Source organism: Sulfurirhabdus autotrophica, from assembly GCF_004346685.1.
Taxonomy (GTDB): Bacteria; Pseudomonadota; Gammaproteobacteria; order Burkholderiales; family SMCO01; genus Sulfurirhabdus; species Sulfurirhabdus autotrophica.
Genome location: NZ_SMCO01000003.1, coordinates 85,350 through 111,871 on the forward strand (window position 1 = coordinate 85,350; position 26,522 = coordinate 111,871).

Here is a 26,522-nt window from a genome sequence, read left to right on the forward strand (position 1 = left end):
GTACTATATTGTCCTAACTAAAACTAATTTGATAAACCGAGATGAAACAGAAGCCCATCCTTCCAGTACTACGTGAACTAGCCAAAGCCTACCAGGCATTTGAGTCATATTCAGCCATGCATGTCCGGACGATGGAACTAACCCCGCCACAGTTCGACATAATTGCCACACTTGGCAACACATCTGGCATGCCACTCAAAGAGCTTGGTGAAAAATCACTGATTACCAAAGGGACGCTCACAGGCATCGTGGATAGACTGACTATCAAGAAACTTGTCAGGCGCGTCAGCTCACCCATTGATGGTCGTAGCCAAATCGTGCAATTGACTAAAAAAGGCGAGGCATTATTTGCACGCATCTTCCCTGCGCACTTAGCTCATATTGAAGAAGCATTTGTTGAACTCTCAGCAGAAGATTTGTCAAACATGCAGAAAGCCCTTAGCCAACTCAGGGAAGTTTTTACAAAAGCACATTTGCAAAACAAGGCAAGCATATGAAACATTCAACAAGTTATACCAAAACAGCGATCACAATACATTGGCTGGTGGCATTTCTGATTATTGGCACTTTCCCCATTGGCATGATCATGAGTGACCTGCCATTTTCACCGTTCAAGCTTCAATTGATCAGCTACCATAAATGGCTGGGCGTAACCATTTTCCTGCTGGCAATTGCCCGACTGTCCTGGCGAGTAACGCATACACCACCACCTTTACCTTCAACCATGCCAACGTGGCAAAAACACGCAGCCAATAGCCTTCATCATTTGATTTACATACTGTTATTCCTCATTCCGATAACGGGTTGGTTAATGAGTTCAGCTAAAGGATTCCAGACTGTTTACCTGGGTGTATTCCCCCTGCCTGATCTGATTGGTAAAGATAAGGCGCTTGGCAACTTGCTGGAAGAAGTGCACCAGACGTTAAACTTTTTCTTTTTGGGCGTGATTATCGTGCATGTTGGTGCCGCTCTAAAACACTACTTCATTGATCGCGACAACATCCTCGGCAGAATGATTCCATTCCTGAATAAGGAGCAAGGAAAATGAAATATTTACTGATTACCCTGATGCTCACTGCAGTCAATTTGGCACAAGCAGCGCCATTTAACGTTGTTCAATTGGAAAAAAGCACCATCACATTCGTATCAAAACAGATGAATGTACCTGTTAAAGGCAATTTCAATCGTTTTACAGCGCAAATAACATTCGATAAAAATAAGCCCGAAGCAGGATTAGCACGTATTGAAATTGACCTCGGCAGTATAGACGCTGGCAGCACTGAAGCCAATGATGAAGTCAAAGGTAAAGCCTGGTTCAATACACGCGACTTTCCCAAAGCACTGTTCGTTTCCAGTTCGGTAAAAGAGATAGGGAACGGACAATATGAAACCACAGGGAAATTATCCCTGAAAGAAAAAACTCTGGATATTCGAGCACCCTTCACCATCAAACAGGAAAAAGGTGTTCTGATTATTGACGGGATCTTCCCAATCAAACGACTGGACTACGACATAGGTTCCGGCATTTGGCAGGACACTTCTGTTGTAGCCAACGAAGTTGAGATTAAATTTCATTTTTCAATCAGCCCCGCCAAAAAATAAACCCAACCCTGCAACTATATTTGGAGATCAGCATGAACAAATCACTTATCGCATTAGCACTTACCAGCATGATTAGCGTATCAGCATTTGCCGGTGACAACTATAAAATCGACCCCCGTCACACCTTCCCAAGCTTTGAAATCAACCATCTTGGTTATTCCATACAGCGCGGTAGATTTAACCATACATCGGGAAATGTAGAACTGGACACCGCTGCTAAACAAGGCAAAATCGACATCACCATCGATGCCACATCTATTAGTACCGGACTGCCTGATCTGGAAAAACATCTTCAGGGAGAAGATTTTTTCGATACTGAAAAATATCCCACCATCACTTTCACTTCAACCAAGCTAAAATTTGATGGCGATAAACTGGTAGGTGCGGAGGGAAATTTCACTATGCATGGCGTTACCAAACCAGTCAGCCTGCAAATCGATCACTTTAAATGCGCGCCCAATCCAATGACCAAGGTTCCAACTTGCGGTGCAAACGCCACCACTACGATAAAACGTACAGATTTTGGTATCAGTAAATACGCCCCTGCGCTAGGGGATGAAGTGAAAATTGCGATTCAGGTTGAAGCGAACAAAACATAAATACGTTGCTTGGTCCTTACGGAGGAATGACACAAGTTCCTGATGTCATTCCTCCGAGCCAGGCAAGTCACAAACCTGTTACTGCAAAAGAGATTTTCAAAATTTTGCAGATAACTAACCCGCAGCATTACTTTTAGGGGGATTCACAGAAACTTTAAAGCTTTAAGTTCGCAGAAAAAAATGAATACCACTGATTTACCAGACAACCAACCCGGATTCAAGCACTCACTAACTTAAGCGCTCCGCCTTCTGACTTGATCTGATGCTGCCGCGCCATCAACCCATCTATTCCTTTAACAGCCAATTCCTGCAAGTAAGGCGATTTAGAGATTAAACCTCTGGATGTACTCACCCATGCTTTAACTGCCGATAAATCATCTGCCGACAACGTTTTATAACCATTTGCCACCTTCCATCGATCACACACATCCAAAGCTAGCGTATACGCCAAAGTTTCATCTGAATATTTTTCAACCATCGTTATCTCCTTAAATTTTATTTTCATTCGATAGGATTATGTATCTTCATTGTTACAACTTCATGAATTACAAATTATTTTTGCATCAGGGTAAAATTGAAAAATTAAAACCTATTGCAAGACACATTGTTAATTGCTCAATATTCCCAAGCAAATAAACAGTATAATTTGGAAGTATTTTTTGCATGTGTGTTCCCATACTGCCATTCAACAAACCTCCATGAATGATCATAATCGCCGCATTGCGCATCTCGATATGGACGCCTTTTACGCCTCGGTTGAACTTCTTCGCTATCCCGAGTTACGCGGCCATCCGGTTGTAATAGGTGGGCGTCGGGATCAGCAACCGACCATCAATCAAGATGGTAGCCGGCATTTTGCGCGCTTGCGCGAATATGCCGGACGGGGTGTAATTACCACTTCCACTTATGAAGCGCGTGCGCTGGGCGTTTTTTCGGGTATGGGCGTCATGAAAGCCGCATTGCTGGCACCAGATGCTTTTCTGCTTCCTGTCGATTTTGATGCCTATCGGCATTTTTCACGTTTATTCAAAGCCGCTGTTGCAGACATTGCACCACTCATGGAAGACCGTGGTATAGACGAGATATACATTGATCTGAGCGATATACCAGAAGATACATTGACACTCGCACAGCGTATCAAACTCGCGGTCCACAATGCCACGGGGCTCACCTGCTCCATCGGCATTACACCCAACAAATTATTATCGAAAATCTGCTCAGACCTCGACAAGCCAGACGGTATTACTATTTTGAGCATGGAAGAGATTCCGCAGCGTATATGGCCATTGCCAGTCAAAAAAATCAATGGAATTGGCCCCAAGGCAACCGAAAAACTTGCAGCGCTTGGTATCACCACGATTGAGGATCTGGCAAAAGCAAATCCTGCTTTTCTGCAGGCTAATTTTGGTAAAAGCTATGGATACTGGCTATATGAAGCTTCACACGGAATAGATGAACGCCCGATAGTCATGTGTTCAGAGCCCAAATCGATCAGCCGTGAAAGCACCTTTGAAAAAGACCTGCATGCCCGCCATGACCGTGCTGTTTTGACGGAAATTTTTACAAACCTATGTACACGGGTGGCAGCCGATCTGCAACGTAAAGGATACCTTGGTCGAACCATTGGGATTAAATTGCGGTTTGAAGACTTCAGAACCGTGACGCGCGATATGACACTCCCCTCTCCTACCGCCGATCCGGCCACTATCAGGCGTGCTGCCGGAGAGTGCCTTAAACGCATACCGCTAAACCAGAAGCTGAGATTGCTTGGTGTCCGCGTCAGTTCATTGACATCGAGCATTGCACCCAAAAATGCAAATTCATCACGCCAAGGCGAATTAAAATTAACCGATCGAACAGACGATAATCAATAAAAGAAAAAACTTACATTCACAATTTTTGCTAGAAGCCGGGTACTGCAAACCGATTCATACAATCACAAGAATTGCCTTGCCACTGTATATACAGCTAGCTTATATTTCCCTTTTCCGCCGTGAAATAACAAGCGAAGCGATACCCAATCCCAATAACGACAAAGTAGCTGGCTCTGGCACGTTGCCTGATGTTGGTACCACAGCAAAAAACCCTCTGATCTCGCCTCCGGCATAAGCTGCTGTATGAATGTTAAAGTAAGCGCTTCCGTTATTAAGCCCGCTTAAAAGCGCCATTTCTGCACTAGAAACAGCCCCCCCACTGGATGTCACAAAGGAGGGATTAAAGCTTGAAGCGAGCGACAAATCCAACAAATGATTGTAAACACCGCTGGTGACACCGGAAGGAAAACCCGTAAAAGTCGGCACAGTCGTTGCCACGCCAACATTACCCGGCGCGGGTATACAACAATGGATGTGAGCCGCTGAGACAGTACCAATAAGCCCAGCAAAACTGACATCTACCAATAGTGTATGTAATGTAGCATCATATTCCAAGGTAGCCAATCCAGTACCTGGAGAGGGCGTATTAGAAGCGGCACCTGTCAGTGTCGCTTTGTAAATAATGGGCATTGCTTGCGCACTACTGACGCCAATCAATGTCACCATAACCAACATTAACCAATTTTTCATTTGAAACTCCCTGAAAAAATTTAACATTTGCAGCAAAAGTATTTACCCACAGCGAGAAAAAATCGCCTGAAAATCATTGGCAATATACGATAATTCAAGGATGCCACTCCATCCTCGTGTACATGCCATCATCACTTACCGACCTGAATCCTAATCTTTGATACAAATGCATAGCCGGATTAAATTGTGCAACATGCGCTAGTACGTATTGATTTGTTGAGGCAGCCTCATCCATTAAACTCTGTAACAAATTACTTCCAATACCTTGCCTTCTAAATTCAGGCAACAAGGTAATGTCTATGATATGAATTTCATGAGCGTGCCGATTGGTGTAGAGACGCCCGATTCCTTCTCCGTTTAATTCAAGGACATCCCAGTGCGCATCGGGAAACTGCGCAGTGTAATATTGATGCTGTGCATTAAACTGCATATCCAGAAACGCGAGTTTTTGCGATTCATCCCAATTAAATAAAGCAACATCGCCAATACGAGTGCTCACATAAACCTCAAACAAAAAAGCTTTATCTGCCGCTTGTGCTGGACGTAACCCTATCCCCTCACTCAAGCAATCAGGCTTTAATATCGGATTCAAAATACCATCCAAATCCACACATCAAGATCGAGGAGGGAAAACACCTTGCAGCGCAATCACATAATTAAGCACCAGATAGGGCTGCATATTGTTATGAGGCTGATTTCCACCAACCACCTCCCCCATTGGCACCAGATTATTCGCTGTTCCATAAGTATTTACGGATCCCGCTGCAAGACTACTTGCACCTGAAGGAGTGCCAGTAGTAGCCGTACCAGTTGCTGCGCTGAATGCATGGTTATGCATTGGCATTGCAGATGGGGACAACGTTTCACTAGCTGTACCGCCTGTTTCACCCAGAAAATGAGGCGTAAGGCCCGGACCCTGGCCAGGATGCATCATTGCCCGTCCTTGGAGGTTGGGTAAAGCGAAAGTAGTTTGCCCATTCCCTCCATATGTTGTACCAAGAAGAGAGAACAGCGCCGTGTTTTGAGAAATTGGAAGCAATTGCCCATTACACAGTGCCCAGCCCACAGGAGCAAAATTAAAACCTACAGCTCGAATTTCTCCAACAAACGGGTCCATATAACCATCTCCTTAAGCTTGTGAAGGAAAAATCCCGAACATACTGATGATAAAACTGACACATTGGTAAGGCATCAAGTTATTGTGAGGCTGATTACCCCCTGCAGGCATACTCGCTTCAGGGGCCATTGCAACAGTCGCCGGATCAGTTCCATAAACAGCCATCGCACCGGTATCCGCTACAGCAGCCCCCCCCGGATCACCTAACGTTGCTGTAGTCCCTGAGCCAATTTTATGTGTATGCGCAGGCATTTGTGCCAAGGTGAGCGTGACAGACTCTACCCCCCCTTTTTCAGAAAACACATGAGAACTTAACCCGGCACCCTGCCCCTGATGAATCGGGATGCGGCCACGCAAATCAGGCAAAGCAAAGGTAGACTGTCCATCACCACCATAGGAGGTACCAATCAGGTTAAACAAGGTTTCATTCCCCGAGATCGGCAGCAACTGTCCATTACAGAACTCCCAGCCAGATGGCGCAAAATTACCACCAAACATTCTTATTTCACCTACATAGGGTTGAGCCATATAAACCTCTACTTTTAAGATTACGATCAGTTGCGACTAGGGAAGATTCCCTGAAGCGCGATCACAAAATTGAGCGTGAGATACGGTTGCATGTTGCCATGCGACTGATTACCCCCGGCTGATCCCTGCCCTGCCAGTGCCACATTTGCGGTTGAAGCATAGACATTGCTTCCACGCCGGGGTTTGGCGGCCAGAACATTGTTTGCCGGATTTGCGCCAGTTGCCTGCGCTGCTGATCCTTGAGCGTGTGTATGAGCAGGAATTTCAGCAGAAGTAAGCAGATGCGCCTCCTCTCCCCCGGTTTGTCCTTGAACAAAACCAGCGGCAGTATGGATAGGAGAACGCCCTCGTAAATCGGGCAAAGCGAATGTGGTTTGCCCATTGCCTCCATACTGCGTACCTAACAAAGCAAAAAGCGCCTGATTCTGGTTGATAGGCAGTAATTGCCCATTGCACATTGCCCAACCTTTCGGAGCAAAGCTGAAGCTGGTCACTCTGATTTCACCCAAAAATGGTTCTGACATCGCATCCTCCAGAATTTTCTATACTGTTAATCTATTTCAGGTGAGCAGATTAAATGTGGCATGATAATGCAGGCCATTTTCACTCATTAGTCCACGTTCGAGATATACTTGAAACCAGCCGTCGCTAGCATGCTTGACGTGGTATAACCCCGATGGCACCTGCTTGCTGCTGTTTGTTCGAAACACCACAGAAAATTGCTCCATCTTACTAGACGGAGGACCATCATTCACCGCCACCAGTTCCATCCTGACACCTTGCCAACCCTTATCATCCAGATGAAACTGACCATTCAAAGCTTGCTGAAACCACTTCTTCGAATATTTCTCTGCATTCTGCATTTGCAAGGGTGATGCCATTACATTTGATACAGCAAATCCGACAGTACAAGCTGCTGCTCCCGTTGACAGAAATTGACGTCGATTCATGGCTATTCCCCCGACAAAATTAGTATATCAATCGTTTAGCAATCACGTCGTCAACATTCTTTGGCCCGACGTACTCCCAGTGCGGCCAGACCAAGCCCGAGTAAAGCCAGAGTGCCAGGCTCCGGAACACTTGGTGGCGGAGGAGGAGGTGGTGGTGGAGGGGGCGGTGGTTGTTGCGTGACTTGAAAACTCAGGGCAATCTGGCCATGATTATTAACTGTTGAACCCAATATACCCAGATTACCCAGGTTGTTTAGCGTGAGTGTGGTCGCAGTAAAAGCGAGATCTGCATTACTCAGACCTATCGCATTGGTCAGTGAAAGTGTCACCCCATTCAGAACATCTGGAGCAAAACTGAAACCAGTGAATTCCAGGCGTGCACCTGGGAAAAGATTAAAACCAGCGTTTGAAAAACCACCTGGCATTGTGGCCCCACCCCCGCTGAGTTGAATCACAATATTGAAAGCGCCAATATCTATATAGTCAGCACTGAACAATATCGCATCCAGCGCCAGATTCTTGGTATTATCGCTCCCCAATATCTCTGTGCCAGCCCCAACTGTAACAGTGTCACTACTTGTAAATGGGGTATTATCCAAGTAAGTAGCCGTTACTGTCTGGCCAATCAGTGAAGCATAGGTAAATTGCGGCAGAGAGAATGACAGCGCGAAGAGCACAAAAAATGCTGCCAGTTTTCGTAAAAGATGCGCGAAGAAAAATGATTTCATACCTGCAGCCCTCAAATTTTTACTGCTTTTATTGAGTTTTTTGCTTTTATAGGCGACATACTAAAAGCATGAAACTGACAAATACTTCTTTAGCAAAATTTATGCCATTTTTTATTTGCTATAAAAAACAATATACTGCAAACAAACTATTTCTCACCCATGAATAAAATGTAAAATTATTCGACAATTATTTTTAGCCAAACTGTGATCAGGCGGCATATTTCCTTGTTTATGACTTTACAAAAAATGAACAACTGACGTGCTCACCCAACAAATTCCAAATACCAGGCTTTTTAGTGACAAATTAATTCGTTATGAAGTAATGAGTTAGGATGGGAGTTTTGCTGTAAAAATTTCCGACACATACTTGGTGTTAACGCTAAAAACGTTAACAAAGTGTTTATTTTTCACCCCTGGCTGATAAAGGAAAAGTACCAGACGGCTATATTGATCAATTTCAATAATTGTTTTGAAAGCAGGCAGGAGATGGGATGACAGTTACATTATCTAAAAAATGCGTTACTCAAGTTGTAATATCCAACCTTTCATGCACACAAAAATTAAGCGTAAGAATTTTCGACATTTATTCATAGCCAAATAAAACTCGCAGCCTTTATAAATGTGAATTAGCTTCAGCGCTTATTCACATCATTAAAAACCCTATCACAATTGTTTAACTACTCGCTTGATAGAAGCATCTTCCTCACTGGTATTCACAACAAAGCCCAATCTGCCCACCAAACCCAACATAGATCTGTTTTTGGCCAGCACTTCCCCTTCCATGATTTTCAGCCCTTTAGCGCGAGCCACTTCAAACAGGGTACTCATCAATTTATTACCGATCCCTTTATGCTGCCATTCATCTGCTACAACCAGTGCAAATTCACAGGATTCACCATCAGGCATGGTGATATACCGGCATACACCCAGCTCTTTTTCCTGACCATCAAGGTCCAATACAGCAATCAGGGCCATTTCTCTATCGTAATCAATTTGCGTAAAGCGCACGAGCATACTTTGAGAGAGTTCTTGCAATGAATCCATAAAACGGAAGTATTTAGACTCCTCAGATAGTCCGCGCACGAACACTTGCTCCAGCTCTGCATCTTCAGGACGAATAGGGCGAATAGTCAAGTCCGTTCCATCCGGCAATTGCCAACGTGTCACAAGATGGGCGGGATAAGGATGAATGGCCATGTGCGCATAACGGCTAGCTGAGGATGGAGGAAAATCCACCACAATACGGGCGTCGACAGCGTATGCGCCTCCCTCATCCACAATGAGCGGATTAATATCCATCTCCTTGATCCAGGGCAATTCACACACCATTTCCGAAACACGCAAAAGCACACTTTCCAGCGCGGCCATATCGATAGGGGGCATATGACGGAATGCACCCAAGAGTTTTGAAATATGGGTTTTACGGATCATATTTCCAACCAGAAAACTATTAAGCGGCGGCAGTCCAACCGCCCTATCACCCAACACCTCAACCATAATGCCACCCGCACCAAAGGTAATGACCGGACCAAATACCGGGTCGCTGGTCACTCCGACCATTAACTCTCTGCCATTCGATTTGATTACCATCGGTTCAATAACTACGCCATCTATTCTGGCATTGGGTCGGTTTTTTTGTACCGACTGAATAATTTCATGATACGCACCTCGAACGGCCTGCGCATTGCTCAGATTAAGACGGATTCCCCCTGAATCGGATTTATGTGTAATGTCAGGAGAGTTAATCTTCATTGCAACCGGCAAACCCAATTCCTCAGCAAGCAATAACGCCTCGTTTGGCGAACGCGCAACCATAGCGCTTGCAATAGGGATGTGAAATGCCGCCAGAATCGCCTTGGATTCCATCTCGTTTAATATGGTGCGATGTTCCGCCAAGGCGCTTTCAATTAACAAACGTGCACCTTCTACATCCGGTTCATTGTGGTGAGACAACGGGCCGGGGGTCTGCATCAGCAACTTCTGGTTCTGATAGTATGCGGAAATAAAAGAGAACACTTCTACTGCCGGCTCCGGTGTGCGGAAGCTGGGAATTTTTGCTTTAGCAAAAGCCAGCCTGCTTTCTGCCACTTGCACTTCACCCATCCAGCAGGCAATCAAAGGCTTATTGAATTTCCCTGCCATCTCTATGACAGTTTGCGCCACTTCCAAAGGTCGTGTCATGGCTTGCGGTGTCAGTATCACCAGCACACCATCCACCTCAGCATCCTGCATACAGCTCGTCACGGCATGGCGATAACGTTCAGCAGTGGCATCACCAATAATATCCACAGGATTGCCATGAGACCAGGTTGGTGGCAGCCCGGTACTCAACTGGGTTAACGTGTCCTCGCCAAGGGCAGCAATCGCCACCCCCAGATCAGCGGCATGATCGATAGCCATTACTCCTGGCCCGCCACCATTTGTCACAATAGCCAATTTATTACCAGTTGGTCTGAATCGGGTGGAAAGTGCCTTCGCAGCGGAAAATAACTGCACAATTGTATTGACCCTTACCACACCCGCGCGTCGCAACGCAGCATCAAACACATCGTCCGAACCCACCAATGCGCCCGTATGAGAAAAGGCCGCTTTTGACCCTGCTTCATGGCGCCCTACCTTCACAACAATTACCGGTTTGATTCTTGCTGCGGCGCGTAACGCACTCATAAAGCTACGCGCATGGTGAATCCCTTCAATGTAAAGCAAGATGCTTTCAGTTTGCGGGTCAGATACCAGATAATCGAGAATTTCACCAAAATCCACATCGGCCGTCGCACCCATGGAAATAATGCTGGAAAAACCTACATCGTTAGGATGCGCCCAATCCAGGATAGCGGTACACAACGCACCTGATTGAGAAATCAGCGCCAGGTTTCCAGCTTTTGCCCCTCCGTTACTGAAAGTAGCATTCAAGCCAATTGCCGGACGCATAATCCCCAGACAGTTAGGCCCAATCAATCGCACACCATAGCGCCGCGCATTTTGAACCACAGCCCTTTCAAGAGCGATACCTTCTGCACCAGCTTCACTGAAACCTGCAGATAAAATAACAGCTGCACGCACGCCATGCTTACCACACGCTTCAATTATATCCGGCACGGTTGCCGCCTTGGTCGCAATAACAGCCAGATCAATTGGCTCGCCAATGGCCTCAATGCTAGTGTATGCGCGTTGCCCATACACTTCAGCATGATTAGGATTAACCGGGTAGAGCTTACCTTGATAGCCACTTTCCAGCATATTTTTGAATACCACACTGCCCACGGAGTCCGGCCGGTTACTCGCACCAATGACCACAACTGAACGGGGTGAAAAAAGCGGACTAAGGTAATGCTGACCCATAATTTCCCTACAATAAATTAATCAATCTGTTTAACGTCTAACCAACACCTACTGAAAATATTTTATCTTGTGTTTATTGCATCAAAATGCCATTTTTCGCGCACCTGTGATTAAATATAAAAAAACAACAGGAAACCACCAGTGCAAACTGCATTTATCACCCATCCAGCCTGCCTCAAACATGACATGGGGAACGATCATCCAGAATCACCTGCCAGGCTTCGGGCAATCGAAGACCAGTTAATCGCATCCGGTATTTTTCCTTTTCTGCAACACCATGAAGCGCCCCTGGCAACCCATGAACAACTAGCGCGCGTACATTCAGAAAACCATATTAACACTATCGAAGCAAGCTCCCCGCAGCATGGATTAGCCAGTATAGACCCTGACACGGCCATGAACCCATTCACACTGGAAGCGGCATTACGCGCTGCCGGAGCAGCCGTACTGGGAACAGACCTGGTGATGACAGGCAAAGCGGAAAACGCCTTTTGCAATGTACGCCCCCCTGGCCACCATGCAACGCATAACCGCGCCATGGGCTTCTGTTTTTTTAACAATGTGGCAGTGGGCGTTGCTCACGCTATGGCAAAGTACGGATTAGAACGAGTCGCCATTGCAGACTTTGATGTACACCATGGCAATGGTACCGAAGACATCTTCAAAGACGACCCCCGCATCATGCTGTGCTCCACATTTCAGCACCCTTTTTACCCTTATAGCGGTGCAGACAGTGGAAGTGACCACATAATCAATGTGCCCTTACCTGCGCGTACAGATAGCAACGCATTTCAATCCGCCATCACCCATTACTGGCTACCGGCATTAAATGACTTCAAACCAGAGATGATTTTTATTTCCGCCGGATTTGACGCACACCGTGAGGATGAAATGGCTAATTTCGGTTTAGTGGATTCGGATTACACCTGGGTGACAGAGCAAATCAAAACCATAGCAGAAAAATATGCTCAAAAACGCATTGTTTCAACATTAGAAGGGGGGTATGCGTTACATGCTCTGGGTAGAAGCGCTACAGCGCACATCAAGGTCTTATGTGATTTGTAATACCCAATAGAGTGTTCAGAGAACATACCCTCGTAATATCCAAAATCAAATTACCTTATCATCATTTCCAAACCAGAATTCAACCAGAAACTATTCACAAAACCAGTTGTCTTCTTACTGTGACATTCACCACATTTATCAGAAAGAGACAACACAGTGAGAACCAATCTTTCCTCCCACATACTGCCCACATCTGCAACGATGATTGGGGTCTGCATGACCGTTATCAGCATTGTAAAATTAATCGGCGTAAAAATGCCCCTTGGTCGAGTAGACCAATTACTCGCATTCGACTCAGCTATTTTCATGATCAGTGCGGGTTTCTCTTATTTCTCCATTCGGGTTGGGTACGATGACAAACGTTACACCTGGTATGAAAAAATTGCCGACCTGGCTTTTATGCAGGGCCTGGTATTAATGACCATAACGGGATTTTTGTTGGCATATGAACTATTGTGACCGTGCTTAGTTAAAACCGGATTCCGAGCTTTTCTGTGGATGAGTGTTAAAACGTCAAACGGTTAATTTTTTCTAAAAATTTTAAGAGATTTTTCCAAGGTTGGAGCTGGCTAACTTTATATGCGGCAGTTTCGTACCAAATTAGAGACGGTCGCCGTTCAAAAACGAAGGTCAGGAAATGCTTACGGCCATTTACCTCCTTTGTCGGAAAATCTTACGCATCACTTACAGCGATTAAGCTGCAACATGCTATGAAATTGGACGCAATCCATATCAATCCATACCGAGACTGGTATCAGCATAGGTTATTGCCTGTCGAGATTTTTTACACACATATGTTTAAAGCATCACAAATTAGTCCATAAGCACCTGATTGCCCACAAACTGCATTATGATGGCGTGATTCTTGCTTTGTCAGAGGACTAAGCTTTCACCGCAAAATGCTTGTCCAGCTAAACCAAGCTAGCATCACACGGCATAACTAAAAAAATATGTGCAGGGTCTTACGTGTAATTAGGGGGAGAAAAGAGAATGGCTTATCTGCGTGCAACGTTCGTTTGTGCTTTCGTTGGTGTATCCAACGCCCTGATTGTCCTCGTGAGGCGTGAAAACATGCCGCAAACGTCACGGCTTTTCCTGCAAAAAATGCATTAATACTAGACCTGGCCCCAAGTTTTTTTCGGATTGTTGCCAGGTACCTCAACACAATCACTTTTTAGGAAGATAAAGATGTTAAAGCCGTCATTTGTGTCCAGTCTTTGCGCCGGTCTTGTCAGCGTTCTAAGCGCGAGCGTGGCTTTAGCCACGCCAATGGTTTTTAGTTTAGCTGGTACCACCACGGATCATAAAGGTTTTTTTGGGCCAGTGGACGGCTCAATAACTCTCACGTATTCCATCTCATACGATACCTCGGATATCAACGCCGATCGGTCCTCTTGGGCTGGGTTCTGGGGGCCAGTCGGGCTTAGCCTCAACGTGCGTTCTGACAGCGGCAATCAATGGCAAGTGGTGAGCAATCTGGACGAAAACATTCTAATGATTGTGTTCAATAGCCCGTTCTGGAGATCCAGGGGGTCGAATTTGTTGGCGGAAGGAGTGTCTGTTTCTCCAACGCCGATCGGCTATATTCCTCGTGGTGATGCGATTTACGACTTTAGTCTATTTCTTAACGAGAATACCGGTCTTACATTCCTAGATAACATGCTTCCGCTCCCGGTCGATCGAATCAATGCATATATGGGAACAGCCAGTATTGTCGTGCATGATGCCCAAGGGCATGCGTTGGATGGGGTGTTTTTCAACCTGCCGAATTGGTCAGCAACGCAAATTTCTCTGCCGGAGCCTGGTGGCGCGTGGCTCATTGGTGTCGGTCTTTTCGCCATGGGGGTCATTTACGGCAATCCCCGCAAGACGAAGCCGTGAGGCCAACCTGCGCAAAAAATGCAGATCACTACGGCTCACACTTAGAAAGCGTCGCCGTCGGCTTTTTTTAATCGCGGGTGTTGACCAGCGAAAATTCGCAAAGTAACAGCTCGGTCTTTTACTATCTGCTTTTACGCCAAGCTTGATTACATACGGCTAGTGTGGTTTTTCCAGTGTGCTGTTTTGCTAGATAACCACAAATCAGGCCTGCTGATTCACAGGCTTTGTATGAATGAATGCTGGAAATGAGCGGACCATCGACGACTATGCCATGAGATTCGCTTGTGGGTCGACAAGACTCATAAGAACAGGGGAAGCAGAACCATTAAAAAAATGAAGTTGTCCAGAGTATAAATAGCCAGCCAATTACTTCGCAAACCCAGGAACTTGAAAGATACCCTGTAACTTTAATAACTCGTCCTTGTGCATACGAGCCAACTTTGCGACTATTTCGTCTCCTTTTGGCGTTAGGTGCACTTCTACTTCGCGGCGATCCGCTTTACTTTGCTTGCGTTTTACCAACCCCAGCTTTTCACAACGGGAAATAAGGGAAACCGCACCATGGTGCTGCGATTGCAATCTTTCTGCCAGTTCGCTGACCGTTGCCCATTCCCGCCCCTGAAAACCTTTTAAATGCAGCAGTAACAGATATTGAAGATGCGTGATATCGGCTGTTTGGGCGATTTCCTCGCTGACGCGCAAAAACCGTCGCAGTTGATAACGGAAGTGGGAAAGCGTTTCAAACTCGCTCTTTTCAAGGGTATTGTTAACCATATTCTGAATGCACCTAAATAAATATTTGCTAATATATCATGATGTGATAATATCACAGCGTGATATATAATTCACTATCAGTAATTAGCTTCTTCTTTTGGAACTTTGGAGGTGAATGATGGGAGAAATGATGGAAATGCCTGAATTAGATGCCGAGGGTTATTTGACTGACCCTAGCGATTGGAACGAAACCCTGGCTGCAGAGTTAGCTCGTCAGGAAAATATTCAGCTATCAGATGACCACTGGGATGTTATTCGGTTTATGCGTGAATATTACGAAGAACATCAAGTCATTCCAGATGCGCGGTTTGCCATAAAACATTTGGCAGAACGACTGGGGAAAGAATCCCGCAACAAGATATTTGAGTTATTTCCTTATGGATACGTCAAGCAAGCTTGCAAGATTGCAGGTATGAGACGTCCACGTGCATGGAGTACGGGTTAATTGCTTTTCTGGCAAAACGATGTGCGCTGACAAGTTAAGCAACCTGTCAAACACATCGTTTTACCAAAGCATTTCTTCCCATCTGCGATCGATATTCATTCTAAATCTACTGCAAACAGGCTACTTGGTTCTTCCATGACAAGCTATCTGCAAGCTTGTTTACATCAAAATACCAAATTAATCTTGAATTAAAGAAAGATTACAAAAGTTTCAGAGAGCCTTTTAAAACCTGCCTCCAACGAGTCCAGAAACTTTCTACTGGCCCTTGCTTAGCCACATTCGGCATCAATTAATATATCTCAAAAAACAGATATACCCTATATAAAACCTATGGTTAACAATTATTCATTTGCCGTGATGAAATAGACGACTATATTCTGAATACGTGATTTGATAGTTGCTGAAGGTAAATATCTCCTGCTCTAAAAGCGATTTTATTGCAATGTTTTAAGTGATATCGTTTTTTTCAATCACGGCAGCATTTTTTTGAGCAACAAAAGTTTATCGATTGACTCAGTTATTTTTAGTCTATCAGTAAATTTTTTCTCAACGTAAAGAGCTGAACACGAACAATAACTCAGGGCAACATCACCTGTCCCTGAACATATTACTGCGTAGCAAGTGACGCAATTCACATCAACCACTTTTTGTTGATGACTGAAGCAACGACCAGACTAGCCTGACGGCGTTTTATGGAACACAAATCTTAAAAGGAATAAATCATGCTTAGAAATTTTATGCAGCCCACCACTAAAAACAACCTTAGCGAAGCTATTACTATCGTAGAAAAACAGGTGGAAGCGCGTCAAGAAACCTCTCCCCCCGCACCAAAACCAGCCCCTCGTGAAGAAGGTAATAAACTGACAGTTGGTCCTAATATCAAGCTAAAAGGGTCAGAAATTACCGATTGCGAAATTCTGGTGGTTGAGGGCCGGGTGGAAGCTTCCATGAATAGCCGTGATATCCGCATTGCTGAAGGTGGGGTATTTTCAGGCAAAGCTGAAATCGATGTGGCTGAAATAAGGGGATCGTTCGAGGGAGAACTGACAGCGCGCAAGCAATTGGTGATTTACTCTACAGGTAAGGTCACCGGAACCATTCGCTATGGGGCATTAACCATAGAGGAAGGGGGCGTAATTGAAGGAGAGGTTGCTGCTATTTCAAAAGGCACACAGAGTGCCAAGACGGTGAATATTACTGAGCAGCAGATAAAAGCAGTACCAAGTCCATCGGAAAAAGCCAAAACAGAACATATCTATGCATCCTCTGTTTTGGGTCGTACTCCGCTAGGTGGGCGACGAGGATAACGACCGGGTTACTGACTAACCCTGACGGTTTGTATTTTGCAGCATTGGCAAACCGGCAGATGACTAGGCAAAACGCTTCTGTAAGTATTGAATTATATCCGCGGATTCATACATCCACTGGCTTTTGCCTTGTTCATCAGTAATTCTCAAGCAAGGCGTTTTGACCTTACCCCCACCCTGCAGTAGTGCTTCGCGGTGCTGGGGGTCTTTTTGCGCATCCCGCAACTCGATATTCAATGATAAACGACGCATTTCCTTGCGCACCTTGATGCAAAAAGGACAGGTCTTGAATTGATAGAGTGCCAATTGCTGGCTTTGCAGATCAATCTTCTGCTGCAATTCAGGTTGACGCACTATCCCCTTTGGCGTGCTCAGTACTTCCCAGAGCAGCATTATTGGGGTCAATATCAATCGTAGCGTTTTAAAAAACATCCTTACAAACCATTTCATATTGTTATTCCACGTTATTTTAAATTAAAAGAGCTACCTGTGATCCATACATCTATCTAAAGCTGATTTTTCTAATTATTAATAGACAACTCTACTTCCATATCCAAAGCCAACAGTCCTCCCTGCAACACCCGGCAAGTCACCCCACCACGCCAATCACGGCTCAATACATCAAACAACCCTTCATGCACCGCCTTCATACGAGAACAAGGGTCAGTTTCTCCGGTGATTTCCAGTATGGCGTCTCCCAGCACAATCCGGGATCCCTTCGCGCCGACTAATGGCAAATCTTCGACCAGCAAATTAGCCCGCCGTTCCGTCCACGGCAAAATTACACCTAACTGATCGCAGGCAGCTTGCCAAGCCACTTGCGATAATAGTGTTACTTGTCGCGGACCGGGCTTGCCCCTGCTGTCACCTGTAATGCCATGTTCCACGCTCAGAATAACAGATGAAAGTAATTGCATTGGCTGCAAGCGCTGCGGTTTTACCGCTATTCCCAATAACTTCGATTTCACTTCTTATCTGCCTCTATTTTCATGCACTCGTCCAGAATTGCACGCATTTGTGTTGAACCCAGTTTTTCCATAGTAAGAATATTGCGTTCCGGAATTGCTTCCGGGTGCGGGTAAGCTGCAACGGCCTTCCCTACCGAGGCCTCACGTATGAGATGTAATACCGGATAAGGGGAGCGATTCGTGTAATTCTCAGCATCCTCTGCTTGGGTTCCCCCGAACTGGTAATCCGGGTGAAAGCTGGCCACCTGGAATTCGCCTTCGTAGCCTTCTTCGTCGATCAACACCTCAACCACGCCTAAAAAATCGTTATAATCCAGAAAGTCGTTCAACACAAAAGGAAGAATCAAGACCGTTGTTTCCACCTCTGCTGCATCTGTATTGCGCAATAGTTCCAGTTCTTTATGCAAGTCCTCTAGCAATACCGCCGTCTGTTCTGCTTCACTGACCACATAACGCACTTTTTCATCAATAAAAGGTTTACGGGCAAAAGGGCATAAATTCAGTGCTATCACCACTCGCTCAATCCAGCATCGAGTGCGTGCAATAACCGTTGCAGTATTCAAATAATTTTCCATGGATTCATATCAGCGAGAAGGGTTATAGCATGCAACCGTCAATCGGATGAAGCATTCGTAATATAACTTGTTCAATTCTATCATTTCAAACGACAACGACTAAATACTGAACGAAGCTGCCATATGAAATCCACATTATTATTACGCCAAAAATACCAGGACGAGAAAAGTCATAAACAAAGCGAAATGAACCATGCCTTCCATCACATTGGTTTCGCCATCATGCAGGCTAATAAAAGCAGCAAGCAAGGTCAGCATCGTCATTGCCGTCTGAATAGGAGTCATGGCCATTTCAATACGTTGCCCCGTCATCAGCGCGATGCCTTCAATCACTGGGACAGTGAGCAGCACTGTGGCCAGTGATGCGCCCAATGCAATATTAATCACTGTCTGCATGCGATCACCCAGCGCTGCACGCATCGCCGTTAAAATCTCAGGCCCGGCTGAAACAGTTGCCACCAAAACAGCCGGAATAGCCAATGGTAGTCCACTGCCCCGCATACCCTCTTCCATAAATACTGCGAGCAACTCTGACAGCACCCCAATCATCACCACACTTAATGAAAGCGCAGCAACATGGTATTGCGTAGCACGGGAAGATTTTTCGTATTCATCGTGCATTTCTTCATATTCATATTCAAAGAAGCCGCGATGCTCCACCGTCTGAATTCGCAAAAATGCAAAATACAAGACCAGAATTATCAACACAGTAAAGACTGAATAAGCGCGCCAAGACTCCACAGGAATGAATTCCGGCACAAACATTGAAATGCCGATGGCTACGAACAACATGGCCATATACGTGTTGGAACTGTCCAGATTGTATGCCTGCTCTCCATGACGAATGCCGCCAATGATCGCTGCCAGCCCCAAAATACCGTTAATATCCAGCATTACGGCTGAATATACCGTATCCCTTGCCATAGTAGGCACATCAGAATTCAACATGATAATGACCAGCATGATCACTTCGACCAGCACCGCGGCAAACGTCAATATCATTGTGCCGTAAGGTTCACCCAGCCTATGCGCAAGCACCTCAGCATGCCTGGCCACTCGCATCGACAATGCGATAATTCCACCCATTAGCACAGCAAATGCTGCCCATGCAGCCAATTGCTCCTCAGCCAAAATAGAATGCTCAAGATAAAAGAAAACACCTGCCAGCACAGCAGCAACCACCAGGGCTTTATCTTTTTTCATCATCGCAAAGGGTAATATTGCCATGCATCAGCACTCCAGAATATCGAGCCAACAATCATACAGACACTTGTAATGGTTCGCCAAATCGTGACCTATAATGAAAATTTTGAGGAGATAAAAGAAATGCGCAAAATTATTCTGCTCCTGCTCGCGACAGGGTTTATGGCTACGCAACCAGCACTGGCAAAAATTCAAGGCAAAGAAATTGCTTATAAGGGTGACGGCATCAACATGAAAGGGTATATCGCTTACGACGATAAGTTCAAAGGGAAGCGACCGGGCGTGATTGTCGTACACGAATGGTGGGGCCATAACGATTACGCCAGAAAGCGGGCGGACATGCTGGCTAAAATGGGCTACACAGCGCTTGCTGTTGACATGTATGGCGATGGTAAACAAGCAAACCATCCAGATGATGCAGGCAAGTTTGCCACCGAAGTCAGCAAAAACCTGGACTCTGCGCGCGCCCGCTTTGAGGCCGGCATGAATACCCTTAAAGCTGATAAAACAGTAAACCCCGATGAGATTGCTGCGATCGGGTATTGCTTTGGCGGTGGCGTTGTTTTAGCTATGGCACGTGAAGGTGAACCGCTAGCTGGTGTAGCCAGCTTCCATGGCAGCCTCGGTACTGAACATCCAGCCAAGCCGGGGAGTATTCATGCCAAAATCAAAGTATTTACCGGAGCCGATGACCCCATGGCACCTCCATCGCTGGTAGAAGCCTTCAAACTGGAAATGGACAAAGCCGGGGCAAACTATCAAGTGGTCAGCTACCCGGGTGTCAAACACAGCTTTACCAATCCAGCAGCAGATGAGTATGGCAAGAAGTTTAATATGCCCCTTGCTTACAACGCTGAAGCTGATAAAGATTCATGGACAAAAACCGAGGCCTTCCTGAAGGAGATCTTTGCAGCAAAGCACTGAGACAATTAATCAACCACAAATGAGAGAAGGGCTTACAGATGTCAGCCCTTCTCTCATTAAAAACACACCAAACACAAATTCACATTAACCTGAAACCTATTATTGTTTAGCAATTCCCATTTTAGCTTCGGGTTTTTCATGAAGATACTTCAATATATTCCATGATACGTTAGCGTTTCCGGTTTTTTGTTTCGCTGCCAATTGTGACTTAGCAGTAAACTGAAGCAAATTACTCGCCACCCTATCTCCAGGGCCATTATGGCAATCGTAACAACTCACCTTATGCCCGGCAGCGAAGTTTTTCACCCCACCCTCAACATTGAAAGTCTTCGCCACTTTGAGTTCACTTAAAGCTGAACCTTTAAAGTCTGCGCCATGACAATAAGCACATGACGATGCACTTGAATGCTCAACTGTATCACCATGAGAGGAGACCCAAGCATTCCCTATAGTATGCATACCATGCGGCCCACCATCTTTTGTTAGCGGTACGCTGGCATGACAGACCGAGCATTCTGCAACTGTGCCTGCATGACCTTGAAGTGCAATGCTTTGAACATTGTCATTAATTTCGGCACTTGGGTTGATTGCATGGGTAGGACCGTGACAGGATTCGCAATTCAAACCACCATGTCCCTTGCTGAGGCGATAAAGGCTGAATCCTGCCGATGGTACATTAGGGTTCGTTGCAAAACGCTGATCTGACGGTGTGAATATCGTGCCATATTGCTGATCGATCGCAACGAGATCACGCTTGCTGTCGTGATGACAAGCCTGGCAATTTGGTTCTTGCAACCAGCCTACGCGATTCGCACTACCAACAATCTTCATACTGCCATGACAGCTCTGACAGGTCATCAACGGATTTCCACTTGCGTCTACTGCTTTGCCCATTGCGCCACGCAAGCATTGGGTGACAGCACCAGGGTGACACAAGTAACAAGTACCGCGATTATTGGCATCATTTAACGATAGTTTGCTTACAGGATCGATAACACTGGCATGCTGACTGTGAAGCGCCTGGGTCAATGATTTAATGCCTGCCACACCAGTACCAGGAAGGGCGTTAGACGAGTGACATGTTGCGCACAGCACCGGTTTCCCGCTCATAGCCGTATTATAAAGCCCGGTATTACTAAAGCCTTTACTTGCCAATGCATTTACAAAAACAGGGTTTGATAGCTGCTTTTCATCGTGCAATTTCAAGATATTCTTTTTCCAGTCTTTCTCCAGCACACCATCAAATACCCAACCACTGCTCGGCTTCGCGGCATTGGCCAATGTTGACGTATCGGTCGTAGAACGATGACAAGCTGCACAATTCATTTCGTCGCTTACCGGCAATACGGTCTGCGTTGTTGCGAGCACTTTCCCGGTGCCATCTTTTGCTACAAGTTTTACCATCGGGTAAAAATTCTTGCGACGAGCATCATCAACTGGCGTAATCGGTATACCATCCGCCTCAAAACGTTGTGCTGCTGTGTTGAGTTTCATCAAGGAGGGAGTATTGGAAGGTGTTTTATTGCCTGTCAGTCCTACGTCTGGCGCAGGGGAAGCCCCAAATAAAGCCAATACATATTGCCAAAAATTAGTTTTGGTTGAACTGATTGTATTGATCGAACCAGTGCTGTCAGCTACGGACTGATAAGTCACCGACACACCGCTGGTGACTATTTTTCCCGTTCCCTTATTTACCAGATGCGCTTGCAGGTTGTTGTAAGGTGGCAGGATTGAAAAAATGGAATAATCATTGCCATCTACGCAATGCATGCCCAGATCATTCCATGCAACAAGGGTATATCCGGCCCCCGATGTTGTTCCCGTTGTAGGAGTGCCGCTGCCAGCAAGCACTTTCACTTCAACTTTCGCACTGGAGTATCGATCTTTAACCGTTACAACAGCAGCCCCTGAAGCCACACCTTTGATCGTTACTCGGCCACTGCTATAAGAGGCGGTAGCGATGGCCGATTGGGAAGAACTCACCGATATCCTGCCAGAAGCCTTTGAAACGTTAACCAGTGCTGTCGCCCCCACATTGATTTCAACTGAATTAGGGGACAATTCAATTTCTGCATTGGCATAACCTGCAAAAATCGAGAAAAACAACGCTGAAACAAGCGTCAATAAATACAATATACACATTCTCATTTACCTACCTCCAACAATCCACTTACGATATGATTTGGTCATTTTCATTTAAACTATAGCACCCAAATTAAATAACAATGATTAAATAGTGGTAATTATTGAAAATTATTTAAGCAATTGAAAATGTTAATTAATATATTTTTCTGTCTAAATTTTTACTAAGAATAAAGCAATGTACATACTGATTTTAAGAATATAAAAATGCGATCCAAAATTTTTGAATGAGCGTTTTGCATGTCAGCCGGCATTCGCATTATCGCCAGTTTGCAAGCCTTCAAGCTTCACTACAACCAGCTACATAAAGAACAAACCCACCAAAAAACAGCGACACATAGGCCTCTGTTTTTGTTCGTATGTAAAACCTACCTGGCCGTATTACTTCGCGCCATAACATTCAAATTCTGCAGATAAAAAGACCTTAGCCATGCAGTGGCAGGAAAGGAAACAAGCATTGAGGTGACGTTCAAAATTTTAAATAAAACAGCCCACAACTACCCGCACCGAAGAAAAAACACTTTAATTGTGACGCTTTTTTGCTTGATCCACGATGAGCGTTACCAGCTCCTCGGTGCTTGCGAGCAGCTGTTCGCTTAGTTCGGCTACGCGTTTTGAATTGCTGCGCATCTTTTCGGGCTCTCGGCTTATAAGCAGCGCTTCTTTATACGGTTCCCACTCGCTGCGGATTTTCGCCACGAGTTTCTTGATCTGAGTTGTCGCGCGGGGTGAACTTTCGATTTGAATCAACACTGCTGTGAAGTGCGCGCGGCTGAGGTGCATTTCCATATCCGCCGGTTCAAGATAGAGATCCCATGTCCGGTACAAGAAGAACTTGGCCGTACGCTGCGAGAGCATACGCTCGCGTCCAGCGAGATTGACCAGATGATCGAGGGGCTCGATGGTGACATCATCGTAGGCCAACGTAACATTGTGCGCTGCATTCTGGAGCGCCTCGTTGGCATCATAGAGAGCAATGGCACCTGTCTTGCTGGGTGTAGCACTAATCAGCGGTTTAAATTTTGCCCATTCAAAATCCAGGGTAGCGAGCGTACTTCGCACCTTCGGGGTCGGCTGAAATGTTTTTAATTTGGCAAGCTGAAATTCAAATTGATCAACTGACTTCTGGAGAATAGTCCGGGCATCATCGGTTGCGATGCCTTGCCCCAGCATGAGGTAAGCCTTCACCATGCGTTGAGACAGCATACGCTGACGTCCCGAAAGGTTCACTGCGGTCGTGATATCCATATCCATACTGGAAACCGATTGTGAATCAGCATTCACATTCAATGGCAGCACTGTAAACACCAGTCCCGCCATGAGGGACCAAGAGCAGAGTAGCATTCTGCTCTTGAACTTCTTCATGGGATCACGTAATGAAACTGCGAGAGAGAAAATATGCGCCGTAATGATTGAGATTGTGGGAAGAATGCTCATAATTCTCCAATAACACAAGATATAGTTTCATGGCGCATAACGTTTTCATGACCTGCGAAGTATGTTGCAAACTTTGAAGGCCTTGTACGCTACACAGTGTAGGTTTTGCTAACTAGTGCAATTCTGGTTCAAGTATCTCGCTCTCAACCCAAAAAACTGTTTCGAACCTTTCATACAACCTAATAACAACAGTTCACGAACAGCAATATATGTCTTCTCTTCTTAATATATCAAGCGATTCGAAGCAACACAAAATAAAATTCGCAATTTAAAAAAATAACCCAAGGTTAAATATTTATTCCGGAGTTATCTAGTTTGTATTGATTTTCTGATGAAGCCCTAGCAAAGAAAGTTGCTATTGAGCCAACACATTAACGCATCAAAGAATCGGTTCACCCCCCATTTTCTCACCACGCTCATAAACAACATGAGCACGCCCAACAAGCAACGGATCCAAGGGGCCAATGCTATCTATATCCTTTCCCTTATAGGGCAGGCTGTGCAAAACATAGCGCATGGCGTTCAGTCGTGCACGTTTCTTACAATCCGATTTAATCACCGTCCATGGCGCATCTGCAGTGTCTGTGTAAAAAAACATCGCTTCCTTGGCCTTCGTGTACTCTTCCCATTTATCAAGAGAAGCCAGATCAATCGGGCTCAGTTTCCACTGTTTAAGCGGATGAGACTCGCGTTCTTTAAAACGCCTGCGCTGCTCCTTCCTGCTGACAGAAAACCAGAATTTGATCAGATGGATTCCACTATTGGTCAGGTCACGTTCAAACTGGGGCGCCTGGCGCATAAATTCAACGTACTCATCTTGCTTGCAAAAGCCCATCACCCGTTCTACACCAGCACGGTTGTACCAGGAGCGGTCAAACAGCACGATCTCACCAGAAGTCGGCAAATGCTGCACATAACGTTGCATATACCACTGCCCACGTTCCGTTTCAGTTGGCTTTTCCAAAGCCACTACGTGTGCACCCCGAGGATTCAAATGTTCCATAAAACGCTTGATCGCACCTCCCTTACCTGCAGCATCTCGCCCTTCAAACAAAATGACCACGCGCTGGCCGGTTTCCTTTACCCATGCCTGTAATTTGAGTAATTCCACCTGCAAATGATACTTCTGTTCTTCGTAAGTCTTGCGGGACATCAGATTCTTGTAAGGATACCCCCCGTCTCGCCAGTCAGCTGAAAGCGCATCATCGGGTCGGACCGATCGGTTTTTACTGTGCGGGGCATCTTTCTTTAACAGCGCGTTTCTCAGCACTGCAGCATCATCCGGAGATGCGCCAGCCATGATCGCTTCCAGCGACTTTGCCAGTGCCTGTGTATCACCCAATGCAGAAACGGCCAGAATATCTTTCACTGCAACAATTTTGGATTCCTGCGCAGCATCTACTGCCTTTGAAACGGCGAATTTTTTAATTTCTTTGGCTCTGGATGAAGGTGCAATATCACCCGCTTTAGCAGCCCGAGTGCGCGGCGCTGATTTTCGTTTTACTACAGGGGCAGCAGCACGAGCAGTCTTTGTTTTAGTGGCCTTTTCAATCGTCTTAGTGGGTCTGCTAGCCATACATTTTCCTTTTTTTAACGCCGTAAAACAGGCAAATAAGAACAGGGTTATTATTGAATTCAGGATAACGATGTATACAATTATATATTGTCGCGCTATCAAATTGATTTGTAAACAATCAATCCAGCAACCTGACGTTCCTATCTACTCAATTTCAAGAATCAGGTATGCTTAAACCTTATCTGCGCGTTACGAACCTTGTCGGGAAAACCAACATCATGAATACTCCAATCGGCGTCATCTTTCTAATTGCGGGGCTGATTATTGGGCCTGCTTACTATACTTATGTCCGATTTTTTACTGGTGAAATTGTGGCAACCCAAACAGTGTCCTTCCAACAAAAGTCAGGCAAACTGCTTTTTGACCCTATTCAATTGCAACTTGCTCCAGAAATGAATGATGTAGGACTTATCATACGCATTGATGCATCTCATGGGCCTTTAATACTGAGCAGTAACCCGCCGAAAAACAAATATCACGCCATTGTCTCAGATGGCACCAACGTACTTGTAGATATTCACTTCAGTAGCATTTCTCCGGCTGTTGATTCAACCCCTTCGGTGTCTTTTCAAGAGGCATTGCCTTTGTTTAAAGTCAATCAGACAGGAACATATCAGCTAAAAATTGCCGTGGAAGGTGAAACTGAAATGCAAATCCTCAAAGCCGATGTTCAGGTACGTGCAAATACGAAACAGCCGAATATGACAATTATCTTTACCGGGATCGCCTTTCTTGCAGCAGGAATTTTAGCCATCTTATCTGCATAGCAAGCCAATATTAAGAATAGACTCGATA

Annotated in this window: 29 protein-coding genes; 12 read left to right on the top strand and 17 right to left on the bottom strand. The window is 45.4% G+C overall.

Features of this window, described 5'->3' with window-relative positions:
• The first annotated feature begins 41 nt into the window (after positions 1-41).
• From EDC63_RS05710 to EDC63_RS05725, 4 genes are read left to right on the top strand one after another with little or no spacing between them, the layout of a single operon-like run.
• Positions 42-497 carry a MarR family winged helix-turn-helix transcriptional regulator gene (locus EDC63_RS05710; RefSeq protein WP_124945957.1) on the top strand — a complete coding sequence of 152 codons (456 nt, stop codon included), beginning with the start codon at positions 42-44 and terminating at the stop codon, positions 495-497.
• On the top strand, positions 494-1,048 hold the full coding sequence (locus tag EDC63_RS05715) for a cytochrome b (RefSeq protein ID WP_124945956.1): 555 nt from the start codon (positions 494-496) through the stop codon (positions 1,046-1,048). Before EDC63_RS05710 ends, EDC63_RS05715 begins: the two co-directional genes overlap by 4 nt.
• The gene (locus tag EDC63_RS05720) at positions 1,045-1,602 is read left to right on the top strand and encodes a YceI family protein (protein WP_124945955.1); all 558 of its coding nucleotides are present in this window, start codon (positions 1,045-1,047) and stop codon (positions 1,600-1,602) included. The genes EDC63_RS05715 and EDC63_RS05720 overlap by 4 nt, the downstream gene beginning before the upstream one ends.
• Before the next feature lie 32 nt (positions 1,603-1,634).
• Complete coding sequence (locus EDC63_RS05725; RefSeq protein ID WP_124945954.1) at positions 1,635-2,201, top strand: YceI family protein; 567 nt, start codon at positions 1,635-1,637, stop codon at positions 2,199-2,201.
• A gap of 217 nt (positions 2,202-2,418) precedes the next feature.
• On the opposite strand, the gene EDC63_RS05730 is transcribed toward EDC63_RS05725, so the two are convergent.
• Positions 2,419-2,679 (bottom strand): hypothetical protein, encoded by a 261-nt coding sequence (locus EDC63_RS05730; protein WP_124945953.1) that lies wholly within the window; start codon positions 2,677-2,679, stop codon positions 2,419-2,421.
• Positions 2,680-2,899: 220 nt separating this feature from the next.
• On the opposite strand from EDC63_RS05730, the gene dinB reads away from it, so the two are divergent.
• Positions 2,900-4,075 carry a DNA polymerase IV gene (gene dinB, locus EDC63_RS05735; protein WP_124945952.1) on the top strand — a complete coding sequence of 392 codons (1,176 nt, stop codon included), beginning with the start codon at positions 2,900-2,902 and terminating at the stop codon, positions 4,073-4,075.
• A gap of 99 nt (positions 4,076-4,174) precedes the next feature.
• On the opposite strand, the gene EDC63_RS05740 is transcribed toward dinB, so the two are convergent.
• The 8 genes from EDC63_RS05740 to EDC63_RS05775 all read right to left on the bottom strand — a co-directional run bounded on the left by EDC63_RS05740 (position 4,175) and on the right by EDC63_RS05775 (position 11,430).
• Complete coding sequence (locus tag EDC63_RS05740) at positions 4,175-4,765, bottom strand: CHRD domain-containing protein (RefSeq protein WP_124945951.1); 591 nt, start codon at positions 4,763-4,765, stop codon at positions 4,175-4,177.
• A gap of 94 nt (positions 4,766-4,859) precedes the next feature.
• Positions 4,860-5,357, bottom strand: a complete 498-nt coding sequence (locus EDC63_RS05745) for a GNAT family N-acetyltransferase (RefSeq protein ID WP_223248230.1) — start codon at positions 5,355-5,357, stop codon at positions 4,860-4,862.
• A gap of 21 nt (positions 5,358-5,378) precedes the next feature.
• Positions 5,379-5,882 (bottom strand): phage tail protein, encoded by a 504-nt coding sequence (locus tag EDC63_RS05750; RefSeq protein ID WP_124945950.1) that lies wholly within the window; start codon positions 5,880-5,882, stop codon positions 5,379-5,381.
• Between the two features lie 12 nt (positions 5,883-5,894).
• A complete protein-coding gene (locus EDC63_RS05755) occupies positions 5,895-6,410 on the bottom strand; it encodes a phage tail protein (RefSeq protein WP_124945949.1) in 516 nt (171 codons plus the stop codon).
• A 26-nt stretch (positions 6,411-6,436) separates the two neighbouring features.
• On the bottom strand, positions 6,437-6,934 hold the full coding sequence (locus EDC63_RS05760; protein ID WP_124945948.1) for a phage tail protein: 498 nt from the start codon (positions 6,932-6,934) through the stop codon (positions 6,437-6,439).
• A gap of 36 nt (positions 6,935-6,970) precedes the next feature.
• On the bottom strand, positions 6,971-7,360 hold the full coding sequence (locus EDC63_RS05765; RefSeq protein WP_124945947.1) for a DUF6916 family protein: 390 nt from the start codon (positions 7,358-7,360) through the stop codon (positions 6,971-6,973).
• Positions 7,361-7,410: 50 nt separating this feature from the next.
• Entirely contained in the window at positions 7,411-8,088 is a 678-nt protein-coding gene (locus EDC63_RS05770) for a PEP-CTERM sorting domain-containing protein (RefSeq protein WP_124945946.1), read from the bottom strand.
• 663 nt (positions 8,089-8,751) lie between these two features.
• On the bottom strand, positions 8,752-11,430 hold the full coding sequence (locus EDC63_RS05775; protein ID WP_124945945.1) for a bifunctional acetate--CoA ligase family protein/GNAT family N-acetyltransferase: 2,679 nt from the start codon (positions 11,428-11,430) through the stop codon (positions 8,752-8,754).
• A gap of 141 nt (positions 11,431-11,571) precedes the next feature.
• Between EDC63_RS05775 and EDC63_RS05780 the strand changes: the two genes are divergently transcribed.
• From EDC63_RS05780 to EDC63_RS05790, 3 genes are all read left to right on the top strand, one after another.
• Positions 11,572-12,495, top strand: coding sequence for a histone deacetylase family protein (locus EDC63_RS05780; protein WP_124945944.1), 924 nt, complete (start codon positions 11,572-11,574; stop codon positions 12,493-12,495).
• A gap of 216 nt (positions 12,496-12,711) precedes the next feature.
• Entirely contained in the window at positions 12,712-12,954 is a 243-nt protein-coding gene (locus EDC63_RS05785; protein ID WP_223248229.1) for a hypothetical protein, read from the top strand.
• Positions 12,955-13,683: 729 nt separating this feature from the next.
• On the top strand, positions 13,684-14,376 hold the full coding sequence (locus EDC63_RS05790) for a hypothetical protein (RefSeq protein WP_124945943.1): 693 nt from the start codon (positions 13,684-13,686) through the stop codon (positions 14,374-14,376).
• A gap of 366 nt (positions 14,377-14,742) precedes the next feature.
• On the opposite strand, the gene EDC63_RS05795 is transcribed toward EDC63_RS05790, so the two are convergent.
• Positions 14,743-15,150 (bottom strand): MarR family winged helix-turn-helix transcriptional regulator, encoded by a 408-nt coding sequence (locus EDC63_RS05795; RefSeq protein WP_124945942.1) that lies wholly within the window; start codon positions 15,148-15,150, stop codon positions 14,743-14,745.
• Positions 15,151-15,265: 115 nt separating this feature from the next.
• Between EDC63_RS05795 and EDC63_RS05800 the strand changes: the two genes are divergently transcribed.
• Positions 15,266-15,595, top strand: a complete 330-nt coding sequence (locus EDC63_RS05800; protein ID WP_124945941.1) for a TusE/DsrC/DsvC family sulfur relay protein — start codon at positions 15,266-15,268, stop codon at positions 15,593-15,595.
• A 722-nt stretch (positions 15,596-16,317) separates the two neighbouring features.
• Positions 16,318-16,902: a bactofilin family protein gene (locus EDC63_RS05805; protein WP_124945940.1), complete on the top strand. Its 585-nt coding sequence runs from the start codon at positions 16,318-16,320 to the stop codon at positions 16,900-16,902.
• A 63-nt stretch (positions 16,903-16,965) separates the two neighbouring features.
• On the opposite strand, the gene EDC63_RS05810 is transcribed toward EDC63_RS05805, so the two are convergent.
• From EDC63_RS05810 to EDC63_RS05825, 4 genes are all read right to left on the bottom strand, one after another.
• Positions 16,966-17,352 carry a glutaredoxin family protein gene (locus tag EDC63_RS05810; protein WP_124945939.1) on the bottom strand — a complete coding sequence of 129 codons (387 nt, stop codon included), beginning with the start codon at positions 17,350-17,352 and terminating at the stop codon, positions 16,966-16,968.
• A gap of 71 nt (positions 17,353-17,423) precedes the next feature.
• Entirely contained in the window at positions 17,424-17,870 is a 447-nt protein-coding gene (locus tag EDC63_RS05815; protein ID WP_223272274.1) for an MOSC domain-containing protein, read from the bottom strand.
• Entirely contained in the window at positions 17,867-18,445 is a 579-nt protein-coding gene (locus EDC63_RS05820; protein WP_124945937.1) for a DUF1415 domain-containing protein, read from the bottom strand. The genes EDC63_RS05815 and EDC63_RS05820 overlap by 4 nt, the downstream gene beginning before the upstream one ends.
• 141 nt (positions 18,446-18,586) lie before the next feature.
• The gene (locus tag EDC63_RS05825) at positions 18,587-19,672 is read right to left on the bottom strand and encodes a calcium:proton antiporter (protein WP_124945936.1); all 1,086 of its coding nucleotides are present in this window, start codon (positions 19,670-19,672) and stop codon (positions 18,587-18,589) included.
• Positions 19,673-19,771: 99 nt separating this feature from the next.
• Between EDC63_RS05825 and EDC63_RS05830 the strand changes: the two genes are divergently transcribed.
• The gene (locus EDC63_RS05830; protein ID WP_124945935.1) at positions 19,772-20,572 is read left to right on the top strand and encodes a dienelactone hydrolase family protein; all 801 of its coding nucleotides are present in this window, start codon (positions 19,772-19,774) and stop codon (positions 20,570-20,572) included.
• 99 nt (positions 20,573-20,671) lie between these two features.
• Here the strand turns inward: EDC63_RS05830 and EDC63_RS05835 are convergent, their stop codons facing one another.
• The 3 genes from EDC63_RS05835 to ppk2 all read right to left on the bottom strand — a co-directional run bounded on the left by EDC63_RS05835 (position 20,672) and on the right by ppk2 (position 25,727).
• A complete protein-coding gene (locus EDC63_RS05835) occupies positions 20,672-22,720 on the bottom strand; it encodes an Ig-like domain-containing protein (RefSeq protein ID WP_189836499.1) in 2,049 nt (682 codons plus the stop codon).
• Between the two features lie 516 nt (positions 22,721-23,236).
• The gene (locus tag EDC63_RS05840) at positions 23,237-24,058 is read right to left on the bottom strand and encodes a type IV pili methyl-accepting chemotaxis transducer N-terminal domain-containing protein (protein ID WP_165922920.1); all 822 of its coding nucleotides are present in this window, start codon (positions 24,056-24,058) and stop codon (positions 23,237-23,239) included.
• Between the two features lie 472 nt (positions 24,059-24,530).
• Positions 24,531-25,727 (bottom strand): polyphosphate kinase 2, encoded by a 1,197-nt coding sequence (gene ppk2, locus EDC63_RS05845; protein WP_124945933.1) that lies wholly within the window; start codon positions 25,725-25,727, stop codon positions 24,531-24,533.
• Between the two features lie 218 nt (positions 25,728-25,945).
• Between ppk2 and EDC63_RS05850 the strand changes: the two genes are divergently transcribed.
• A complete protein-coding gene (locus tag EDC63_RS05850; protein ID WP_165922921.1) occupies positions 25,946-26,494 on the top strand; it encodes a hypothetical protein in 549 nt (182 codons plus the stop codon).
• The last annotated feature ends 28 nt before the right edge of the window (positions 26,495-26,522 follow it).

Coding starts and splice junctions, on each gene's coding strand:
- EDC63_RS05785 (WP_223248229.1), top strand. CDS start 12,712: ATGACCGTTATCAGCATTGTAAAATTAATCGGCGTAAAAATGCCCCTT.
- EDC63_RS05740 (WP_124945951.1), bottom strand. CDS start 4,765: ATGAAAAATTGGTTAATGTTGGTTATGGTGACATTGATTGGCGTCAGT.
- EDC63_RS05810 (WP_124945939.1), bottom strand. CDS start 17,352: ATGAAATGGTTTGTAAGGATGTTTTTTAAAACGCTACGATTGATATTG.
- EDC63_RS05755 (WP_124945949.1), bottom strand. CDS start 6,410: ATGGCTCAACCCTATGTAGGTGAAATAAGAATGTTTGGTGGTAATTTT.
- EDC63_RS05775 (WP_124945945.1), bottom strand. CDS start 11,430: ATGGGTCAGCATTACCTTAGTCCGCTTTTTTCACCCCGTTCAGTTGTG.
- EDC63_RS05770 (WP_124945946.1), bottom strand. CDS start 8,088: ATGAAATCATTTTTCTTCGCGCATCTTTTACGAAAACTGGCAGCATTT.
- EDC63_RS05840 (WP_165922920.1), bottom strand. CDS start 24,058: ATGCTACTCTGCTCTTGGTCCCTCATGGCGGGACTGGTGTTTACAGTG.
- EDC63_RS05805 (WP_124945940.1), top strand. CDS start 16,318: ATGCTTAGAAATTTTATGCAGCCCACCACTAAAAACAACCTTAGCGAA.
- EDC63_RS05750 (WP_124945950.1), bottom strand. CDS start 5,882: ATGGACCCGTTTGTTGGAGAAATTCGAGCTGTAGGTTTTAATTTTGCT.
- EDC63_RS05825 (WP_124945936.1), bottom strand. CDS start 19,672: ATGGCAATATTACCCTTTGCGATGATGAAAAAAGATAAAGCCCTGGTG.
- EDC63_RS05820 (WP_124945937.1), bottom strand. CDS start 18,445: ATGGAAAATTATTTGAATACTGCAACGGTTATTGCACGCACTCGATGC.
- dinB (WP_124945952.1), top strand. CDS start 2,900: ATGAATGATCATAATCGCCGCATTGCGCATCTCGATATGGACGCCTTT.
- EDC63_RS05830 (WP_124945935.1), top strand. CDS start 19,772: ATGCGCAAAATTATTCTGCTCCTGCTCGCGACAGGGTTTATGGCTACG.
- EDC63_RS05760 (WP_124945948.1), bottom strand. CDS start 6,934: ATGTCAGAACCATTTTTGGGTGAAATCAGAGTGACCAGCTTCAGCTTT.
- EDC63_RS05730 (WP_124945953.1), bottom strand. CDS start 2,679: ATGGTTGAAAAATATTCAGATGAAACTTTGGCGTATACGCTAGCTTTG.
- ppk2 (WP_124945933.1), bottom strand. CDS start 25,727: ATGGCTAGCAGACCCACTAAGACGATTGAAAAGGCCACTAAAACAAAG.
- EDC63_RS05720 (WP_124945955.1), top strand. CDS start 1,045: ATGAAATATTTACTGATTACCCTGATGCTCACTGCAGTCAATTTGGCA.
- EDC63_RS05710 (WP_124945957.1), top strand. CDS start 42: ATGAAACAGAAGCCCATCCTTCCAGTACTACGTGAACTAGCCAAAGCC.
- EDC63_RS05795 (WP_124945942.1), bottom strand. CDS start 15,150: ATGGTTAACAATACCCTTGAAAAGAGCGAGTTTGAAACGCTTTCCCAC.
- EDC63_RS05790 (WP_124945943.1), top strand. CDS start 13,684: ATGTTAAAGCCGTCATTTGTGTCCAGTCTTTGCGCCGGTCTTGTCAGC.
- EDC63_RS05850 (WP_165922921.1), top strand. CDS start 25,946: ATGAATACTCCAATCGGCGTCATCTTTCTAATTGCGGGGCTGATTATT.
- EDC63_RS05835 (WP_189836499.1), bottom strand. CDS start 22,720: ATGAGAATGTGTATATTGTATTTATTGACGCTTGTTTCAGCGTTGTTT.
- EDC63_RS05715 (WP_124945956.1), top strand. CDS start 494: ATGAAACATTCAACAAGTTATACCAAAACAGCGATCACAATACATTGG.
- EDC63_RS05765 (WP_124945947.1), bottom strand. CDS start 7,360: ATGAATCGACGTCAATTTCTGTCAACGGGAGCAGCAGCTTGTACTGTC.
- EDC63_RS05800 (WP_124945941.1), top strand. CDS start 15,266: ATGATGGGAGAAATGATGGAAATGCCTGAATTAGATGCCGAGGGTTAT.
- EDC63_RS05725 (WP_124945954.1), top strand. CDS start 1,635: ATGAACAAATCACTTATCGCATTAGCACTTACCAGCATGATTAGCGTA.